The 19,356-nt window shown below is 67.1% G+C and carries 19 protein-coding genes; 7 read left to right on the top strand and 12 right to left on the bottom strand.

What is annotated here, in order from left to right; genetic code table 11:
• Positions 1-2,265, top strand: a complete 2,265-nt coding sequence (gene treY / locus ACRCUN_RS10105) for a malto-oligosyltrehalose synthase (protein WP_462141490.1) — start codon at positions 1-3, stop codon at positions 2,263-2,265.
• The gene (gene treZ, locus ACRCUN_RS10100) at positions 2,262-4,004 is read left to right on the top strand and encodes a malto-oligosyltrehalose trehalohydrolase (RefSeq protein WP_462141489.1); all 1,743 of its coding nucleotides are present in this window, start codon (positions 2,262-2,264) and stop codon (positions 4,002-4,004) included. Before treY ends, treZ begins: the two co-directional genes overlap by 4 nt.
• A gap of 13 nt (positions 4,005-4,017) precedes the next feature.
• Here treZ and ilvA read toward each other — a convergent pair whose 3' ends face one another.
• Positions 4,018-5,298 (bottom strand): threonine ammonia-lyase IlvA, encoded by a 1,281-nt coding sequence (gene ilvA / locus ACRCUN_RS10095; protein ID WP_462141488.1) that lies wholly within the window; start codon positions 5,296-5,298, stop codon positions 4,018-4,020.
• A gap of 28 nt (positions 5,299-5,326) precedes the next feature.
• Positions 5,327-5,764: a nitroreductase family deazaflavin-dependent oxidoreductase gene (locus ACRCUN_RS10090; RefSeq protein WP_462141487.1), complete on the bottom strand. Its 438-nt coding sequence runs from the start codon at positions 5,762-5,764 to the stop codon at positions 5,327-5,329.
• Positions 5,765-5,854: 90 nt separating this feature from the next.
• On the opposite strand from ACRCUN_RS10090, the gene ACRCUN_RS10085 reads away from it, so the two are divergent.
• On the top strand, positions 5,855-6,085 hold the full coding sequence (locus tag ACRCUN_RS10085) for a hypothetical protein (protein WP_462141486.1): 231 nt from the start codon (positions 5,855-5,857) through the stop codon (positions 6,083-6,085).
• On the opposite strand, the gene ACRCUN_RS10080 is transcribed toward ACRCUN_RS10085, so the two are convergent.
• Complete coding sequence (locus tag ACRCUN_RS10080) at positions 6,082-6,483, bottom strand: SRPBCC family protein (RefSeq protein WP_462141485.1); 402 nt, start codon at positions 6,481-6,483, stop codon at positions 6,082-6,084. The genes ACRCUN_RS10085 and ACRCUN_RS10080 overlap by 4 nt on opposite strands.
• A gap of 51 nt (positions 6,484-6,534) precedes the next feature.
• Positions 6,535-6,924, bottom strand: coding sequence for a MerR family transcriptional regulator (locus ACRCUN_RS10075; RefSeq protein WP_462141484.1), 390 nt, complete (start codon positions 6,922-6,924; stop codon positions 6,535-6,537).
• A gap of 61 nt (positions 6,925-6,985) precedes the next feature.
• Between ACRCUN_RS10075 and ACRCUN_RS10070 the strand changes: the two genes are divergently transcribed.
• Positions 6,986-7,447 carry a PPOX class F420-dependent oxidoreductase gene (locus ACRCUN_RS10070; protein ID WP_462141483.1) on the top strand — a complete coding sequence of 154 codons (462 nt, stop codon included), beginning with the start codon at positions 6,986-6,988 and terminating at the stop codon, positions 7,445-7,447.
• On the opposite strand, the gene dnaE is transcribed toward ACRCUN_RS10070, so the two are convergent.
• The 7 genes from dnaE to lspA form a co-directional block, all read right to left on the bottom strand.
• Complete coding sequence (dnaE, locus tag ACRCUN_RS10065) at positions 7,444-10,998, bottom strand: DNA polymerase III subunit alpha (protein ID WP_462141482.1); 3,555 nt, start codon at positions 10,996-10,998, stop codon at positions 7,444-7,446. The genes ACRCUN_RS10070 and dnaE overlap by 4 nt on opposite strands.
• Positions 10,999-11,067: 69 nt before the next feature.
• A complete protein-coding gene (locus ACRCUN_RS10060; RefSeq protein WP_462141481.1) occupies positions 11,068-11,709 on the bottom strand; it encodes a TetR/AcrR family transcriptional regulator in 642 nt (213 codons plus the stop codon).
• A gap of 96 nt (positions 11,710-11,805) precedes the next feature.
• The gene (locus ACRCUN_RS10055) at positions 11,806-12,984 is read right to left on the bottom strand and encodes an RNA polymerase sigma factor (RefSeq protein ID WP_462141694.1); all 1,179 of its coding nucleotides are present in this window, start codon (positions 12,982-12,984) and stop codon (positions 11,806-11,808) included.
• Between the two features lie 47 nt (positions 12,985-13,031).
• Positions 13,032-13,409 carry a YciI family protein gene (locus ACRCUN_RS10050; protein ID WP_462141480.1) on the bottom strand — a complete coding sequence of 126 codons (378 nt, stop codon included), beginning with the start codon at positions 13,407-13,409 and terminating at the stop codon, positions 13,032-13,034.
• A gap of 32 nt (positions 13,410-13,441) precedes the next feature.
• Positions 13,442-14,374, bottom strand: a complete 933-nt coding sequence (rarD, locus tag ACRCUN_RS10045) for an EamA family transporter RarD (protein ID WP_462141479.1) — start codon at positions 14,372-14,374, stop codon at positions 13,442-13,444.
• Positions 14,371-15,300 carry an RluA family pseudouridine synthase gene (locus ACRCUN_RS10040; RefSeq protein WP_462141478.1) on the bottom strand — a complete coding sequence of 310 codons (930 nt, stop codon included), beginning with the start codon at positions 15,298-15,300 and terminating at the stop codon, positions 14,371-14,373. The genes rarD and ACRCUN_RS10040 overlap by 4 nt, the downstream gene beginning before the upstream one ends.
• Positions 15,300-15,971 (bottom strand): signal peptidase II, encoded by a 672-nt coding sequence (gene lspA / locus ACRCUN_RS10035; protein WP_462141477.1) that lies wholly within the window; start codon positions 15,969-15,971, stop codon positions 15,300-15,302. Before lspA ends, ACRCUN_RS10040 begins: the two co-directional genes overlap by 1 nt.
• A 42-nt stretch (positions 15,972-16,013) precedes the next feature.
• Here lspA and ACRCUN_RS10030 point away from each other — a divergent pair, with 42 nt between their 5' ends.
• The 3 genes from ACRCUN_RS10030 to ACRCUN_RS10020 are packed head-to-tail and all read left to right on the top strand — an operon-like array spanning position 16,014 to position 17,968.
• Positions 16,014-16,961 (top strand): asparaginase, encoded by a 948-nt coding sequence (locus tag ACRCUN_RS10030; protein ID WP_462141476.1) that lies wholly within the window; start codon positions 16,014-16,016, stop codon positions 16,959-16,961.
• A gap of 22 nt (positions 16,962-16,983) precedes the next feature.
• A complete protein-coding gene (locus ACRCUN_RS10025; protein ID WP_462141475.1) occupies positions 16,984-17,454 on the top strand; it encodes a hypothetical protein in 471 nt (156 codons plus the stop codon).
• Between the two features lie 55 nt (positions 17,455-17,509).
• Positions 17,510-17,968: a hypothetical protein gene (locus ACRCUN_RS10020; protein WP_462141474.1), complete on the top strand. Its 459-nt coding sequence runs from the start codon at positions 17,510-17,512 to the stop codon at positions 17,966-17,968.
• Here ACRCUN_RS10020 and ACRCUN_RS10015 read toward each other — a convergent pair.
• On the bottom strand, positions 17,950-19,344 hold the full coding sequence (locus tag ACRCUN_RS10015) for a DNA polymerase IV (RefSeq protein ID WP_462141473.1): 1,395 nt from the start codon (positions 19,342-19,344) through the stop codon (positions 17,950-17,952). The genes ACRCUN_RS10020 and ACRCUN_RS10015 overlap by 19 nt on opposite strands.
• Positions 19,345-19,356 lie beyond the last annotated feature (12 nt).

Here is a 19,356-nt window from a genome sequence, read left to right as displayed (position 1 = left end):
ATGGCGCGTCCGGTGCTAACGACGTATCGGTTGCAGATGCGTGGGGATTGCTGCACGTTCGACGACGCCGTGAACCTGCTCGACTATCTCGACGAGCTCGGCGTCTCGCATGTGTACCTGTCTCCCATCCTGACCGCCGCCGAAGGTTCGACACACGGCTATGACGTCACCGATCCAACGACGGTTTCGTCCGCGCTCGGCGGCCCGGAAGGATTGCGCCGGCTCTCCGACGCCGCGCACAGCCGCGGAATGGGCGTGATCGTAGATATCGTCCCCAATCACGTCGGTGTCGCCGATCCCCAGCAGAACCGCTGGTGGTGGGATCTGCTCACGCACGGTCGGGAGTCGGCCTACTGCTCCTTCTTTGATATCGACTGGGATCTCGACAACGGCCGAATCGTGCTGCCGATCCTTGGTTCTGATCAGGACGTCGCCGACCTCAAGGTGGACGGCGACGTGCTGCGCCTGGGCGACCTGACCCTGCCGATCGCCCCGGGAACGGGGACGGGTACCGGCGCGCAGGTCCATGACCGCCAGCATTACCGGTTGATCGGATGGCGGCGCGGGGTGTGCGGTTACCGCCGCTTCTTCTCGATCACCTCACTGGCGGCGCTCCGTCAGGAAGACCGAGCGGTGTTCGACGCGACGCATGTCGAGGTCAAACGCTGGTTCGACGAGGGTCTGGTCGACGGCCTGCGCATCGACCATCCCGACGGTCTGACCGATCCGGCCGGATATCTCGTGTGGTTGCGCGAACTGGTCGGCCCGTCCGCGTGGATCGTCGCCGAGAAGATTCTGGCAACCGACGAAGCCCTCGACCCGGCGCTGCCGGTCGCCGGCACCACCGGGTACGACGCCCTCCGCGAAATCGGTGGCCTCCTCATCGATCCCGCAGGCGCACCCGCACTCAGCGAGCTGTGCGCCGAACTCGATCCCGGGTCCGAACAGCAGCTCAAGACGGCCGCGGTGACCAATACTCTGCGCAGCGAGCTGAATCGGCTGTGCCGGCTCATGTCCGGTAAGACGGCAGACGACGACCCCGCGCTGGCTCAGGCCATCGCATCGCTTGTCGGCCGGATCGGCGTCTACCGCTCGGACTATCCGGCGCTATCTGCCGTACTTCCGGTCGCGCTCGCCGAAACAGGCGAGGCCGCACCGGAACTCGCCGAATCGCTGACTACCGTCGCGATCGCGTTGTCAACGAGCGACGAAGCGATGGCACGGTTCAACCAACTGTGTGGCGCCGCGACCGCTAAAGCGATCGAAGACTGCCTGTTCTACCGGGATGCCCGGTTGGTGTCGCTCAACGAGGTGGGCGGCTCACCCGAGCAGTTCGGCGTCAGTGCGGCCGAGTTCCATCAGCGGGCCGCGACCCGCGCGGCCATGTGGCTGACCGCGATGACGACGCTCACCACCCACGACACCAAGCGCGGCGAAGATGTCCGTGCCCGGATCGGCGTGTTGTCCCAAGTCCCGACGCTGTGGTCAGAGCTGATCGACCAGTGGACCACGCTCGCACCCCCGCCGGACGCCGCGACCGCATTGTTTCTGTGGCAGAACATCTTCGGGGTGTGGCCTGCCGACGGCAAGGTCACCACCGAGCTGCGTGACCGGCTGCATTCCTACGCCGAGAAGGCGATGCGCGAGGCTGCGACCGAAACATCATGGCATGATCCCGATTCCGCGTTCGAGGATGACGTACACCGCTGGCTGGACGCGGTGCTCGATGGACCGGTCGCCGCAGGCATGACCGAACTCGTCGCCCAACTCGATCAGCATGCGCGCAGTGACAGCCTCGCGCAGAAGCTCATCCAACTGACCGCTCCTGGCATTCCGGATGTGTACCAGGGCACCGAACTGGCCGAGGACAGTCTCGTCGATCCGGACAACCGTCGTCCCGTCGACTACGAGGTCCGCCGTATCGCACTGCGGGAGTTCACCGATCCCAAGATCCGGGTGACCAGCGCCGCGCTGCGGCTACGCCGCGAGCGGCCCGAACTCTTCGGGTCCGGTGGTTACACACCGTTGCAGGCGTTCGGAACCGCAGCGACGCACCTGGTGTCCTACCGGCGCGGCGCCGACGTCGTCGTGGCCGTCAGCCGATGGACCGTCGGATTGGCCGAAACCGGGTGGGGGGACACCGGTTTGACTCTTCCTGACGGCGAATGGGTGGACCGGCTCGGTGGACGCCGGTGGACGGGGACGGTGCCGGCCACCGACCTGTTCGCGGAACTGCCGGTCGCACTGCTGGAGCGTGAGGCATGACCGAATTCGCCGTGTGGGCGCCGAACCCGCGTAACGTCCGACTCGACGTCGACGGCACCACGCACGAGATGACCCGGTCGGACGACGGGTGGTGGCGCGCCGACGTGGCCTGCCCGGACGACGCCAGGTACGGATTCGTCCTCGACGACGATCCGAAGGTGCTGCCCGACCCGCGCTCACCACGCCAGCCCGACGGTGTTCATGAACGCTCGCAACTGTGGCAGCCCGCCCCGAACTCCTGGACCGACGCCGGGTGGGCCGGCAAGTCGATCGCGGGCGCGGTGATCTACGAACTGCACACCGGGACCTTCACACCCGCCGGCACGTTCGACTCCGCGATCGAAAAGCTGGACTATCTCGTGAATCTGGGCGTCGACTTCGTCGAGTTGATGCCCGTCAACGCCTTCAGCGGAACACACGGCTGGGGATACGACGGGGTGCTGTGGTACGCCGTGCACGAGCCGTACGGCGGCCCCGACGGGCTGGTCAGGCTGATCGACGCGTGCCACGCCCGCGGAATCGGTGTCCTCATCGACGCGGTGTTCAACCATCTTGGCCCGTCCGGCAACTATCTGCCGCGGTTCGGCCCCTACCTGTCTGCGGGCCAGAATCCATGGGGCAGCTCGATCAACCTCTCGGATGCCGACGCCGACGAGGTGCGCACATACATCATCGAGTGCGCGCTGCGCTGGATGCGCGACTTCCACGCCGACGGACTGCGACTGGACGCCGTGCATGCCCTGATGGACAACACCGCGATTCACATTCTCGAAGAACTGTCCGCCGAAACCGAAACGCTGGCCGAGGAACTCGGCAGACCGCTGTCGTTGATCGCGGAGAGCGATCTCAACGACCCTCGCCTGATAACGCCACGCGAACGCGGCGGATACGGGCTGACCGCGCAGTGGGACGACGACATCCACCACGCCATCCACACCGCGGTATCTGGCGAACGGCAGGGCTATTACGCCGATTTCGGTTCGCTGCAGGCACTGGCGACCACGCTCAAGAACGGCTATTTCCACGCCGGGACGTATTCGTCGTTCCGGCACCGCAGACACGGGCGCCCACTGGACACCACCACCATCCCGGCGACCCGGCTGCTCGCCTACACCCTCACGCACGACCAGGTGGGCAACCGCGCGGTCGGCGACCGCCCGTCCCAGCGGTTGGACTTCGGTCAGCTCGCCGTCAAAGCCGCGTTGGCTCTCGGATCACCGTATACGGCAATGCTTTTCATGGGCGAGGAGTGGGGCTCGTCGTCACCGTTCCAGTTCTTCAGCTCTCACCCCGAACCGGAGTTGGCCCGCGCGACCGCCGAGGGCCGCAAAGCCGAGTTCGCCGAACACGGTTGGGATGCCGACGAGATACCCGACCCTCAGGATCCGGCTACATTCGAGCGGTCCAAACTCGACTGGGATGAGGTCGACGACGGCGAGCACGGCAGGTTGCGCGCGATCTATCGCCGATTGATCGCCCTGCGCAAGACCGAGCCCGATCTGGCCGATCCGTGGCTCGACCACATGCGGATCGAGTTCGATGAGGCGCAGCGCTGGATCGTCATGCATCGCGGCGCCCTGTCGATTGCGTGCAACCTCGGTGCCGAGACCGTGAAGATCCCCGTCACCGGCGAGGTGGTGCTGGCCTCGGACGAACCCGGCACCGACTCCGCGATGACGGTGCTCGGCGGGCACTCGTTCGCGATCCTGCGAACGGTCAACCCGTTGTCCACAGATTGAGTGAGGCCCGACCTCAGGTCAGGTAGCGGTACGTCGGAGAACCGGGCTCGAGAAGCTCGACGTGGATGTCCGACGCCTCCATACGCGCCAGCAGACCTTCCAGATCGGCCGCCGAGCTCAATTCGATGCCGCACAGCGCCTCGCCCGTCTCGCGGTTGTTGCGCTTGACGTATTCGAACAGCGTGACGTCGTCGCCCGGCCCGAGGATCTCGTCGAGGAAGCGACGCAACGCCCCGGGTTCCTGAGGAAAATCGACGAGAAAGTAGTGCTTGAGCCCCAGGTGCACAAGTGAACGCTCGAGCACCTCGTTGTAGCGGGTCACGTCGTTGTTGCCGCCGGAGACCAGGCACACGACCGTGGATCCGGGCTCGATGTCGGCCTCCAACAACGCGGCAACCGACAGCGCACCCGCAGGCTCGGCGATGATGCCCTCGTTCTGGTACAGGTCGAGCATCGCGGTACACACCGCGCCCTCGTCGACCGTGGTGATCGACACCATGTCGCCCGCCGCGGCAAGAGCGGCGTACGGCAGCGCGCCGGCCCGCGCAACCGCCGCGCCGTCCACGAACTGGTCGACATGCTCCAAGGTCACCGGCTCACCGGCCGAGAGTGCGGCGATCATCGACGCCGCACCCGCGGGTTCCACGCCGAGCACCGAGGTGCCCGTCGTGCGCTCGGCCAGGTAGGTCGTCATTCCGGCGATGCATCCGCCGCCACCGACCGGCACGATCACCAGGTCCGGCTCGTCGTCGAGTTGATCGAGCAGCTCGGCGGCAATGGTCCCCTGGCCGGCCATCGTGCGCACATCGTCATACGGCGGCACCAGCGTGGCCCCGGTTCGCGCGACGTCGTCGAGCGCAGCCGCCGCGGCGAGGTCGTATGTCGATCCGACGGCGATGAGCTCGATGAACTCCCGGCCGTGATAGCGGATGCGGTCGCGCTTCTGCTTCGGGGTCTTGGCCGGCACATACACCCGGCCGTGGGTCTTCATCGATCGGCAGGCCATGGCGAAACCCTGTGCATGGTTGCCTGCCGACGAACACACCACGCCTGCGGCGAGCTCATCGTCCGACAGCTGCGCCATCAGATTGAACGCCCCGCGCACCTTGTACGAGCGCACGGCCTGCAGATCTTCGCGCTTGAGGTACACGGTCGCGCCGGTGGCCTCCGACAGCCGCTCGCTGATCTGCAGCGGGCTGCGGGTGACCACGCCGGAAATTCGCTGAGCAGCCTCGTCGATGTCAGCCGCGGTCAGCGGCGCCACTCGGGAGTCTTTGCTCAGTTCGGCAGTCACCGATCAATAGTGCCACTGGCCAGCGTTTTCACTTAATCGGGGTCAGGACAAAGACTGGGATCTGGCGTTCGGTCTTCGTTTGGTACTCGGCGTAGTCCGGAAAGGCTTCCACTGCCCGCTCCCACCACACGGCCTTTTCGTCGCCGAACACCTCGCGCGCCTGGTAGTCGCCGACGGCGGCGCCGTCCTGCAGTTCGACATGCGGATTCTTCTTGACGTTGTAGTACCAGACCGGGTTCTTCGGAGCGCCGCCGAGCGAGGCGACCACTGCATACTCGCCGTCGTGCTCGACCCGCATGAGCGGCGTCTTGCGGATCTTGCCGGTCTTGGCGCCGAGGGTGGTCAGCAGGATCACCGGCCTGCCCTGCAATTCAGTCCCCTGAGTACCACCGGAGGCCATGTAGGTCTCCGCGTTTTCCCTGGACCAATCCGACGAACTCGGCTCATATTCTCCGGTCAGAGGCATGACGTCAGCCTAGGCCCGCCGTGCGGCGTGACGATCCTCATTCAGAGTTTCGGCTGGCCGAAATCCTTCTTGCGAGCTATCGTTGTACACATGACCGCCGCAGGGAACTTTCGTAGCGCGGCCTCCCGGGCCGAGCGCGAGATCTGCATAGCCGGGGTCCCCTGGCCTGCGTACAAGCTCGTCGCCCTCGCGGTCGGCCTCGCCGTTTTTCTGGTCGTGGGCGTCGCGACCATGAGCGCGGCACCCGCGGTTCTGTCAGGCGCTGCCGCCGCCACCGTGGTGTGGCTCGCCCTCGGCACCTTCTCGTCGTCGAGCGACTAGCTTTCGAGCAGGCCGCGCAGAGTCTCCAGATCAGCGGCAACCGCCGCCGTATCGGCGTCGAATTCTTCGTCGGACATCCCTGGGCGCTGTCGCACCGTGAACACGACCTCGCACCGCGCCTCCCCCACACCGGCGGGCAGCACCCGCATCGGGTTGTAGACGGCTTCGCCCGACGGCAGCCGCACGACATGGTCGAGCACGCCATGCGTGTTGGGCGGCGTGAACTCGACACTCACCGCGCCCATCGGGGAATCGGCAACCCATCCGTCCGCGGTCAGGCGTAGCCCACCTTCCGCGAGGCCCGCCGCCCAACGTGACATCTGATGCGGATCAGCGGTAAACGCGTACACCGCATCGGGTGCGGCTTCGATCCAGACGCTCACGTGCCGGCTGCGCATGAGTCCAGCGTAGGCCAGCGGGCCACTCTCCGATCCTCGGGAGTGGCGCGTTCAGGCCGGTACGGTGTCGTGAATTCCACACGTGCACGAGTCAATTGACGGGCAGGTGCACCGCATGCCCCACTCGATGATGTCCCTGGCACGAGCCAGCGACTGCATCTGCGCGTCGATCTCGGTGAGCTTCGCCTCGGCCAGTGCCCGCGCGTGCGGCCGGCCCGGTGCAACGTCTGCCATCAACACGGTGATCTCGTCGAGGGAGAATCCGGCCGCCTTGCAGAGCCGAATCACCTCCAGCCGAACCAAAACCGACTCTTGATAGCGCCGCTGGCCGCCTGCGCGGTCAGGCGGCGGAATGAGACCGACCCGCTCGTAGTAGCGCAGCGTCGTCTGCGCGACGCCAGCACGACGCGCCACGTCACCGATCGTCAGACGTGGCGTCATCCGGGTCTCCTCGATTCGGTGGCTTGACTTAGAGTCAACTCTAAGTCCTTGACTTGGTCACATGCCACTCACCGACAGCACGCTCGAAACCCTGCGCCGGTCCCGCTACGCCCTCCTGCGCACGTACCGCCGCGACGGCACAGCCGTCGACACCCCGATCTGGTTCGTGCTCGAGGACCGAACGATGTTGTTCCGCACCAAGATCGGGCCCAAGACACGGAGAATCGCGGCGCGGCCCGACGTCGAGCTGGTGCCATGCGACCACAAGGGCCGCGTGACGGGCACAGCGCGGGCGATCGGACGTGCCACCGTATTGACCGGTGTCGACGCCCAACGCGGCAACCGGGCACTGCACGGACGCTACGGCTGGCAGTGGAACATCCTGCCGGTGCTGAAGATCCCCGGCATCACCAACGTGCACCGCGACCTGCCGCTTGGCGAAAAACTGCGGCGGGCCCGCGATCGGAACGTCTGGCCCGACAGCGCGATCGTCCGCATCGACCTCGACGTACCAGAGGCCTAACCGAGGCAGCCCGGACCCAACAGCGCCTTGAGATCGCCCATCAGCGCCGACGACGGGGTGACGCGTAGCGACTGATCGAGCTCGAGTGTGGTGATCCGCTCGCCACTGATCAGCCGCAGGTGCACCTGCGCTGTGCCCGGGTGGTTGGCCAGCACCTGTTTGAGCGCGCTCACCTTGTCGATCGTGCACTGCCGGGTGGGCAGGCTCACCGCGAGCGGCCGGTCGGCCTGGGCGCTCGTGAAATCCGGAACGACCAACTCGTGGGCGATCAGCGCGATCCGGTCGTCGCGCGCGGCGACCTTCGCCTTGACCAGAACCACCACGTCGTCGGCGATCTCGGCGCCGAACAACGAGTACGTCTGCGGGAAGAACAGCACCTCGATGCCACCGGTGAGGTCTTCGAGTTGCGCTGAGGCCCACGGCAACCCGTTCTTGTTGACCCTCCGGTTGACCGAGGCCAAGATACCGCCGACCAGAACCTGGGCGTCATTGGCGACGTCGCCGTCGAGGATGGCCGGGATCTGTGTGTCGACCTGGTTGGCCAGCAGGTGCGCGACGCCGTTGAGCGGGTGCCCGGACACATACAGGCCGAGCATCTCACGTTCGAGCGCCAGCTTGTGCTTGTCCTCCCACTCCTCTTCGGGAACTTTGATCGCGAACGCCGAGTAGCCAGTGTCGGTGTCCGCTCCATCCCCGCCGCCGAACAGGTCGAACTGACCCATCGCCTCGGCTTTTTTGGTGCCGAGCACCGAGTCGACGGCGTCGGTGTGCACCAGGAACAGGCCTTTGCGCGGATGCCCGAGCGAATCGAACGCGCCCGCCTTGATCAGCGACTCGGTGACCTTCTTGTTGCACGCGGCGATGTCGATCTTGTTGAGGTAGTCCGAGAAGTCGGTGAACTTGCCCTTTTCGGTGCGCGTATTGATAAGAGACGCAACGACGTTCGCGCCCACGTTACGAATGGCGCCGAGCCCGAACCGGATGTCGTCGCCCACCGAGGCGAAGTTCTGCACCGACTCATTGACATCGGGCGGCAGCACGGTGATGCCGAGCCTGCGGCAGTCGGCGAGGTAGACCGCGGCCTTGTCCTTGTCGTCACCGACCGAGGTGAGCAGACCGGCCATGTACTCGGCGGGATAGTTCGCCTTGAGGTACGCCGTCCAGTAGGACACCAGACCGTAGCCGGCGGCGTGCGACTTGTTGAACGCATAGCCGGCGAACGGAAGGATGGTGTCCCACAGCGCTTTCACCGCGCCTTCGGAGAATCCGTTGGCGGTCATGCCTTCTTTGAAACCCTTGTACTCGGCCTCGAGCACCTCGAGCTTCTTCTTACCCATGGCCTTACGCAGCGCGTCGGCCTTGCCCATCGTGTAGGAGGCGACCTTCTGTGCGATGAACATGATCTGCTCTTGGTAGACGATCAGGCCGTAGGTCTCGGCGAGAATGTCCTTGAGCGGTTCCTCGAGCTCAGGGTGGATCGGTTTGATGGCCTGCCGGCCGTTCTTGCGGTCGGCGTAGTCATTGTGGGCGTTCATGCCCATCGGGCCGGGCCGGTACAGCGCAAGCACCGCGACGATGTCGTTGAACCCGGTGGGCTGCATACGGCGCAGCAGGTCCCGCATGGGGCCGCCGTCGAGCTGGAACACGCCCAGCGTGTCGCCACGGCCCAGCAGTTCGTAGGCGGCCGGGTCGTCGAACGGCAGCGTCTCGAGATCCAGATCGATGCCGCGGTTGGCTTTGATGTTCTCGATGCAGTCACCGATGATCGTCAGGTTCCGCAGGCCCAGGAAGTCCATCTTGAGCAGACCGATGGCCTCGCACGACGGATAGTCCCAGCCGGTGATGATGGCGCCGTCCTGGGGCCGCTTCCACAGCGGGATCGCGTCGATGAGCGGCTCGGAGCTCATGATCACCGCGCACGCGTGCACACCCGCGTTGCGGACCAGGCCTTCGAGACCGCGCGCCGTCTCGAAGATGGTGCGCACGTCGGGATCGGTGTCGATCAGAGCCCGGACCTCGGCGGCTTCTTTGTACCGCTCGTGGTTCGGATCGGTGATCCCCGACACCGGGATGTCCTTGGCCATGATGGGCGGCGGCAAGGCCTTGGTGATCCGGTCGGCGATCGCGAAGCCCGGCTGCCCGTAGTGCACCCGTGCCGAGTCTTTCAGCGCCGCTTTGGTTTTGATCGTGCCGAAGGTGATGACCTGGGCGACGCGATCACTGCCCCACTTGTTGGCCGCGTAGCGCAGCATTTCGCCGCGGCGGCGGTCGTCGAAGTCGATGTCGATATCGGGGGCGGACGGCCGCTCCGGGTTGAGGAAGCGCTCGAACAGCAGGCCGTGCGGGATCGGGTCGATGTTGGTGATACCCAGTGCATAGGCGACGAGCGACCCGGCGGCCGATCCACGGCCGGGCCCCACCCGGATATCGACCGAACGTGCGTAGTTGATGAGGTCGGCCACGATCAGGAAGTAGGACGGAAAGCCCTTGTCGCAGATGACCTTGATCTCGTAGGCCGCGCGTTCGGTGTACTCGGCAGGCACCGCGTCACCGCGGAACCGCCGCTGCAGGCCGGCCGTGACCTCGTGCGTCAACCAGGACGCCTGATCGTGACCGTCGGGGACCGGGAAAACCGGCATCCGGTCGGTCGGCTCCCACACATCGGCGTAGGACTGCACCCGCTCGCCGATGAGCACCGTGGAATCGCACGCGCCCGGCACCTGGGAATCCCACAGCGCCCGCATCTCCTCGGCCGACTTCAGGTAGTAGCCGTCACCGTCGAACTTGAACCGGTTCGGGTCCGACAGGGTCTTGCCGGTCTGGATGCACAGCAGGGCTTCGTGATTCTGCGATGCCTCGCGCGTCACGTAATGGCAGTCATTGGTCGCCAGCGGCGGAATGCCGAGCTTCTGCCCGATCTCCAGCAGGCCCTCGCGGACCCGGCGCTCGATGTCGAGGCCGTGGTCCATCAACTCAAGGAAGAAGTTCTCCTGGCCGAAAATGTCGCGCCACTTCGCGGCGGCCTCGAGCGCCTCCTGACGATGACCGAGCCGCAGCCGCGTCTGCACCTCGCCGGACGGGCAGCCGGTGGTTGCGATGATGCCCGCGGAGTGCTCGGCGATGAGCTCGGCATCCATGCGCGACCACTTGCCGAGCTGGCCCTCGAACGAGGCCAGCGAGGACAGCTTGAACAGGTTCCGTAGACCCGTGGCATTCTCGGCAACCATCGTCATGTGCGTATAGGCGCCGCTACCCGAGACGTCGTCGCCCTTCTGGCTCGGATCGCCCCATTGCACGCGCTTCGTGTCGAACCGGGAACCGGGGGCGATATACGCCTCCACGCCGATGATGGGCTTGATCCCCGCCTTGGTCGCCGAGTTGTAGAACTCGCTGGCGCCGAACATGTTTCCGTGGTCGGTCATGCCGATCGCCGACATGCCCAAACGCTGCGCCTCGGCCAGCATGGGGGTGATCTTCGCGGCACCGTCCAGCATGGAGTACTCGGTGTGGTTATGCAGGTGCACGAAGGACCGCGAAGATGAACCGCTCATAGGCACGCCAGTCTATTGCGGCCCACCGACACATTCGGGCGTGTCGGATCGCGTGTCTTTGCCGGCTGTTCAGATTCCCAGGCCCGCATCCGTCAGCAACCCTCTGCCGAGCATGTGATCAAGTTGCTTGGTTACCAATCGCGGATTGGGCACCGTCCCGCACCCGGCCCACGCGCCGACACCCCACAGGATCGCATGCAGAAGCTCGGCTATCGGTTCGGGCTGCGTGCGAGGCGGCAGTTCGTCCCGGGCGATCGCCTGCTCGACCACCTCGTCGAGAAAGCCGCGGATGGCCGCCACGGACGTGTTGGGCAGGGCCGGGTCGCGCCCGGCCTCCAGGCGCGCGCTGACAAGAAACGCGACGAGCGTCGGGTCGCGATGCCATACGTCAACCAACGCATCGACCAAGGCGCCCAATCTGTTCAGGGGTGCCGCGTGCCGTTTCGCCTGGTCGATGCACTGGTGGACGACCCCGGCGGCGTCCTCGACCAGCGAGTCGTACAACGCCGCCCTCGTCGCGAAGTAGTAGTTCAACGTGGGCCGGCTCAGCCCGGTGCGCTTGGCGATCTCCTGGAAGGTCATGGCCGCGTAACCGCGTTCGTTGATGATCTGACAGCCCGCACGCTTGATACTCGCCCGCGTTTGCGCAGAATCCGCGCCTACCGGCCGACCGGGTCCGCGGCTGGGCCGAAGCCCCCCAGCTTCAGTCATAAGAGCAAACGCTATGACATAGCTACGGTCGCGTCAACAATACGAGTCTGGCAAACTATGCCTCGTCTGCCGTCGACAGCAGGCCGGGCAAGACTCTCAGACCCGGTCACCGCCCCCGAGCGCCGCCAGTCGCCCCGACAGGTACGCGCGCACCTCCGGATCGTCGGTCAAGGCGATCGCCCGCCGGTATGCCGCCGCAGCGTCCACGGCCCGCCCCGCGGTAGCCAGCAGGTGAGCGCGCGTGGCCCACGCCGGCTGAAATCGGTCGGCTCCGCGGTCGGTTATCCCGTCAAGAGCACGCAGACCCGCCTCGGGGCCGTCGATTTCGCCGTCCAGCGCCGCCAACGCCACTCGCGCGCCGAGGGATGGCGCCATCCGAACGAGCGCACGGTGGAGTTTGCGCAGCACAGTCCGGTCGACCGGTCTGCTGCAGTGCGCGGACTGGATCGCGGCCTCGTACTGGAACCGGCCTGGCCGCCCGAGCCCGTGTGCGCGACGCAACAGCGACTCGCCCCGATCGATCAGTCCACGGTCCCATCGGTCACTGTCCTGTTCATCGAGCGGGACGAAAGCGCCACCGGCGTCCCGTCGTGCCGGGCGCCGCGCCTCACACAGGCACAGCAGTGCCGCGAGCCCCAACACCTCGGGCTCGGTCGGCAGCAGTTCAGCCAGGATCAGCGCGAGATGCAACGCCTCGGCCGACAGCGTTTCGATGGCAGCGCCGGCCGGCACAACCTGCCAATCGATCGCGTATGCGCCGTAGATCGCCTCCAGTAGCGACGGCAACCGCTCGGCGAGGCCGGCACGGCCGGGGACGACGAACGGGACGCCCGCGTCCCGGATCCGTCGCTTCGCACGCACCAGACGCTGCGCCATGGTCGCCGGGGCGACGCCGAATGCGGCGGCTATCGCGGCCGCGTCCACCCCGAGAACCACTTGGAGCATCAACGGGCTGCGGATGTCTGGAGCGATGGCCGGGTGAGCACACACCAGCATGAGTTCGAGCCGGCGGTCGGGTATGTCGGCCGGATAACTACCGGGCGCGGCTTCGGCGCTGGTCTCGGCCAGATCCTGCGGCAGCACCCCGGTGAGCCGGTAGGCCGACGATTTCCACAGATCCCGCAGCCGGTTGCGGGCGACAGTCAGGATCCAACCTTCGGCGTTGTCGGGCACACCGTCATGCGGCCACCGTTGCAACGCCCGCTCGAGTGCATCGGCAAGCGCGTCCTCCGCGGCAGCGATGTCGCCACCCGGTGCGGCGAGCACGGCCAGCAGCCGCCCGTAGGACTCCCGGGTGACCCGAGCGACCCGGTCCGCAGCGTTCAGGGCGTGTACCAGCCCTGACCACTCCGGTACGTCACCGCCACGGGACGCACCTCGACCGAACCCCATTGCGCGGCCGGGCAGCGCCTCGCCCACGCCAGCGCGGCGTCAAGGTCGGGCACATCGAGGACGAACACCCCACCCAGCTTTTCCCTGGTGTCGGCGAAGGGGCCGTCCTGGATCTCGGGTGTTCCCGTTTGTGCGCTGTATGTCGTTGTCGCCGAGGCGGATTGGAGTACGTGTGTGCCGACCAACACGCCCGCCTCGTCGAGATCGGCGGCATATCGGTCGAACGCGGCCCGGCCGGCTGCCATGTCCTCCTCGGTCAGGCCGATCTCCTGGCCCTCCTGGTAATGCATGAGCAGGCAGTAGTGCACGGTGTCCTCCCGATGTCGTCGATGTCAGCCTGTCACCGTGATGACGATTCCGGCTCCACACGATCGACACTTTCGGACGCGAATTCTTCGGATTTCCGCGACCTTCGGGTCAAGGCCTCCACCGCCATGATCGCCAACGCGAGCCAGATCAGCGCGAAACCGATCCACCGGCCCACCGGCATGGGCTCGTGCCCGATCAGCACGCCCCAGGCCATCTGCAGCGCCGGATTGAGATAGAACAACAGACCGAGCGTGACCAATGGCAGTCGCTGTGCCGCCGCTGCGAACAGCAACAGCGGAATCGCCGTGACCGGCCCCGCCAACAGCAGGAGTAAGGCATGCCCGGTGCCGTGGTTGACGAAGTTCGCCTGGTCGAGAACCTGCAGCGCAATCAGGTAGCCGCCGGCGATCGGCAGCGCGATCAGCGTCTCGACCGCCACGGAGACCCGGGGGTCGGCGGTCACCACCTTCTTGACCAGACCGTAGAAAGCCCAGCTCAACGCCAACGCGAACGCAATGTAGGGCGGCGCGCCGACTTCAACCGTGAGCAGCACGACGGCCGCGACAGCCAGCAGCAGCGCGGCGAACTGCCAGCGGCTGATCCGCTCCCGGAACACGAGCACACCCAGCGCGACGCTGAGCAAGGGGTTGATGAAATACCCGAGCGCGGCGTCCACCACGTGCGCGTGGGTGACGGCGTAGATGTAGACGCCCCAGTTCACCGATACCAGCGCCGCCGCGAGCGCCAGCTGCAACCACGTCTTCGCCCCGAGCCGAAGCAGATCGCCGACGCGTCGGGCCACGATGACGACCAGGAACAGGAACACCGCACTCCACACGATGCGGTGCGCCAGAATCTCCAGCGGCCCGGCGGGAAGAAGCAGCACGAAGAATCCCGGGCACAGGCCCCACCAGGTATAGGCACCCGTGCCGAACAGGAGTCCGGACCGCCGCCTGTCGCTCACAGCTGGTGGTTGCGTAGTTTGTCGAGCGCGGCCTGGAGGTCAGCAGGGTACGGGCTCGTGATCTCGATTCTGCGACCGTCCGCGGGATGGGCAAACGCCAGCGACCGGGCGTGCAGCCACTGTCGTTCGAGCCCAAGCTTTTTCGCGAGCGTCGGGTCGGCCCCGTAGGTGATGTCACCGCAACACGGGTGGTGCAGCGCGGCGAAGTGCACGCGAATCTGATGGGTGCGCCCGGTCTCCAGTTCGATGTCGAGCAGGCTCGCGGCCTGGAACGCTTCGAGCGTGTCGTAGTGGGTGACGCTGTGCCTACCGCCCTCGACGACCGCGAACTTCCAGTCGTGGCCGCGGTGACGGCCAATGGGTGCGTCGATGGTCCCGCTCGACGGATCGGGGTGGCCCTGCACCAGCGCGTGGTAGCGCTTTTCCACCGTTCGCTGCTTGAACGCGCGCTTGAGCACGGTGTAGGCGCGCTCCGACAACGCGACGACCATGACACCCGAAGTGCCGACGTCGAGCCGGTGCACGATGCCTTGGCGCTCGTGGATTCCCGACGTACTGATGCGAAAGCCGGCAGCCGCCAACCCGCCCAGCACGGTCGGGCCGTGCCAGCCGACCGTTGCATGCGCGGCGACCCCCGGCGGCTTGTCGACCGCGACGATGTCGGCGTCGGAGTACAGAATCTCCATGCCTTCGATGTCGACCGGAGTGTTCTCCACGGGGGCCGGCGCTTCCGGTAGCCGTACCTCGAGCCAGGCCCCGGCAACGAGCTTGTCCGATTTACCGGCCGGTGCGCCGTCGATATCGACCCCGCCTTCTTCGGCGAGCGTCGCGGCGACGGTTCGGGACAATCCGAGCAGCCTTGCCAATCCGGCGTCGACCCGCATTCCCGCCAGCCCTTCGGGGACCGGCATCGACCGGGTGGCCACTATGAGGGCTCGGCCTGGCGGCCGACCGCGCTCGATTCGTCGGACTGGGTCACCTCACCGGCAGGCTTCGCGGGGGCATCCGCCGCTCGTGCGTCTTCACCCGATGGCGTATCCGGCCGCCTGCGGCCGACGGTGTCGAAATCGAACCCGAACAGCGACAGCGCCACCAGCAGGATCGCGCCGCCCACCACGGATGGGTCGGCCACGTTGAACACCGGCCACCAACCGACCGAGAAGAAATCGACGACGTGGCCACGCAGCGGGCCGGGCGACCGGAAGAACCGGTCGACCAGATTGCCTGTCGCGCCGCCCAGGATCATGCCGAGCCCGATCGCCCACCACGGCGACACAAGCCGGCGCCCCATCCAGACGATGCCGATCACCACGCCCGTCGCGATCAGGGTCAAAACCCACGTGTAACCGGTCGCCATCGAGAACGCTGCCCCCGAGTTGCGCACCAGGGTCCAGGTCACGGTGTCTCCGATGATCGACACCGGTTGGCCGGGCGTCAGGAGGCGCACCGCGAGCACCTTGGTCACGACGTCGAGGAACAACACCACTCCGGCGACCGTGAGCAGCAGGCGTAGCCGACGCCTGGGCGGTGCAGGGGATTCTGCATCCCCGGGTGCGTCGGTCACCGGCTCCGCCGGCCCTGACGTTTCATCAGTCACTCCCCCATCATCCCAAAGTGCCGGTGCGGAACAATCACGAGCGTGACCCGCGCTGCTGACATCGTCGTGATCACCACTGGCGGCACCATAGCGACCAGCACCGACAACGCCGGCGTGCGGCGTCCGACGCGAAGCGGCGCCGACCTCGTGGCGGGCCTGGCGAGCGCGGGCAACGTGCAGGTGATCGACCTGATGGCGGTCGACAGCGCGTCGTTGGGACCGGCCGAGTGGGACAGCATCCGCACCGCCGTCGCGACGGCCGCCGAGTCGGCGGACGGCGTCGTGGTGACCCACGGCACCGACACCATGGAAGAAACCGCGCTGTGGCTGGAGCTGACCTATGCCGGCAGCGTGCCCGTGGTGCTCACCGGCGCCCAGCGCGGCTCGGACGCTACGGACAGCGACGGCCCGGCCAATCTGCGCGACGCCCTTGTGGTCGCGTCCAGTCCGCAGGCGCGCGGTCTCGGCGTGGTGGTGAGCTTTGCCGGCGCGGTGTGGCAGCCGCTGGGTCTGCGCAAGCAATCCACGAGCGACCTCGCCGGGTTCACCGGCAGCAGCCTGGGCACCGTCGACGGCGGGTTGTTCGAGCTCGCCGGGAAGAAGCTTCGCCCATTTCTTGGCGAGCTGTCTGCCGCGGATGCGCCACGGGTCGACATCGTCGCCACCTACCCCGGCGCTGACACCGCCGCACTGGACGCATGCGCGGCGGCCGGAGCACGCGCCGTGGTGCTCGAGGCGATGGGCTCGGGCAATGCCGGCGCGTCGGTGATCGACGGGGTTCGCCGGCTTTGTCGAGACGGCGTGCTCGTCGCGGTCTCCACCCGCGTGCCCAACGGCCCGGTGAGCCCCGATTACGGGCCCGGCAGGCAACTGGTCGACGCCGGGGCGATGGTGATGCGCGGGCTGCGCCCCGCGCAGGCGCGCGTTCTGCTGATGGCGGCACTGGCGTCCGGCCGGCCGGCCGCCGAGGTCGTCGCGGCTTGGGGTTGACGGCCCCGGTTAAATAGGGAACGTGCGTTTCCACATTGCCATTGCCGCGGCGGTTGCCGTCGGCTTATCGGTGCTCGGACCGCTTCCAAGCGCGCAGGCTCTCCCAACGCCACCCGGCGTCCAAGAAATCGACGGCTTTCCGATCGCGACGGGCAACTACAGCTCGCCCCCTGACTTCTACGGACTGTTCTTCCGGACCCCGGACGGCCGCTTCTGCGGCATCCGCCCGAACCGGGGACCGGTCGGCTGCGACGCGGTGCCCGGCGACGCTCCGGCGGGCACCAACCAGACGTTCGTGGAGAGCGGCGCACCGGCCTCCTACCGGTATACGGGGACCGCGTCGTTCACGCGCGACGTCGACGTGCTGCCCGTGGGCTACCGGCTGGAGAGCTGGGGGGCCAGCTGCGGCGTCGTCGACGACGTCACGGTGACCTGCAAAACCTCAGGCCGGCATGGCTTCTCCCTGAACCCCACGTCGGGTGTGCTCTGGTAGTCGGTGCCACTGACATCGCGGCCGCGGGGTTGACGTCGCCGGTTGAATGGAAGCTATGCGCCACTTCACGGCAATCGCCGCGACCGGCCTGATGGCGCTTGGCGCGGCGCCGACCGCCACGGCCGAGCCGCCGCTCGGCGCCGACGACATCGACCGCTATCCCGTCGCACAAGGGCACTACAACTCGCCCACCGACTTCTACGGCGTGTTCTTCAAGACGCCGGACGGGCGTGCCTGCGGAATCGGGCCCAACGGGGGCCCGGTCGGATGTGACGCGGTACCGATCGACGCGCCGCCCGGCATGAACCAGACCACGGTCAGCAGCGGAGTGGCTGCGACATACCGGTTTTCGGACCATCCGTCGTTCACCCGCGATGTCGACGTGTTGCCGGAGGGCCACCGGCTGGAGAACTGGGGCGCCAGTTGCGGCGTGGGCTATCAAGGCACGGTGACGTGCAAGACCTACGGCCGCCACGGCTTCATCCTGTCGGCCGGCTACGGCGTGCTCTGGTGATCGGCGAGCCCGCTGAGGTAGTCGGCCCAGTCCAGGCTGTCGAGCGGATTGGCGCGGCGGAACCCTGGCGTGTCCTCGGGGAAGGTGCGTGCCGGACCAGGCCCTGACGCGCGCGTCTCGAACCGCACCGTCATCACGCCGTGCCCGGCGCCCTGGATCCAGCCATGCCCGTGGTCGGGGTGTACGACGTCATCACCGATGCGCCACGCGGCGGTGGGCTGCGCGGCCGGAGCGGCAACCTCGGGCGAATACGTGAGCTGATGATCCGATAGCTCCTCGGGCTGCTCCAGATCCGGGAACAACGATTCCTGCCTCGCGTCGGTCAGCCCCGAAAAGCCAACGCCGACAAGGCGTATCGGGCCGATCTCCACGGGATCGAGCAGCAGCCGGCGAGCCGTCCCGATGAGCGTGGCCGGCTCGGTGGTCGCGTACGCCAAGGTGGCCGAGCGCGTCAGGGTGCTCATGTCGGATTTCTTCAGCTTCACGGTCACCGTGCGCGCGCCGCGGCCGTCCTTTTCCAGGCGACGGTGCGCGTGCTCGCCGATCGGGCCGATGGCGTCCTGCAGTTGAGCCAGCGTCGTGAGGTCTTCTGCGAATGTCGATTCCGCACTGATCTGCTTGGCCTCGGCCCGTTCTGCCACCGGGCGGTCGTCGATGCCGCGAGCCAGCCGGTGCAGTGCCGGGCCGATCGTCGTGCCGAGCACGCTGGCCGCTTCGGTGTCCGACAGCGCAGCGAACGCGCCAACCGTCTCGATACCCAGCCGGTGCAGTTTCTCCTCGGCGACCGGGCCGATCCCCCACAGCCGGCGCACCGGAAGTCCCTCGAGCAGCAGCGCCTCTTCGTCGCGGCTGACCACGCGGATACCGTCGGGCTTGGCCAGCCCCGATGCGATCTTGGCGATCTGTTTGCCCGAACCGGCTCCCACCGAGGCCACCAGCCCGGTCTCCTTCAGCACCTTGGCGCGCAGATGCTGGCAGAACGCCTCGACATCGGCGGCGTCGGCGCCGGCCAATTCGGCCGGTTCCCCGAACGCTTCGTCGAACGAGAGTTGTTCGAGCACCGGGACGACGCCCCGCACGGTGTCGAGGGCCCGGCGGCTGGCCACGCCGTAGACCGCGCCGCGGGGCGGGAGCACGACGGCTGGGGCACCGACGAGCCTGCGCGCCTGGTGCATCGGCATCGCCGAACGCGCACCATAGCGGCGGGCCTCGTAGCTGGCCCCGGCCACCACGCCGCGACCACCCAAACCGCCGACCAGTACGGGCCTGCCCCGCAGTGTCGGCCGGGTCAGCTGCTCGACCGATGCGAAGAACGCGTCCATGTCCAGGTGCAGGACCCAGCGCCCGCTCGCAGCCCGGAATGCGCCGCCGTCCATAACAGCCGATGC

The sequence above is a fragment of the Mycobacterium venezuelense genome (assembly GCF_054919535.1).
The sequence above is the reverse complement of the archived record's forward strand: the minus strand, read 5'-3'. Positions and strand labels throughout refer to the sequence as shown.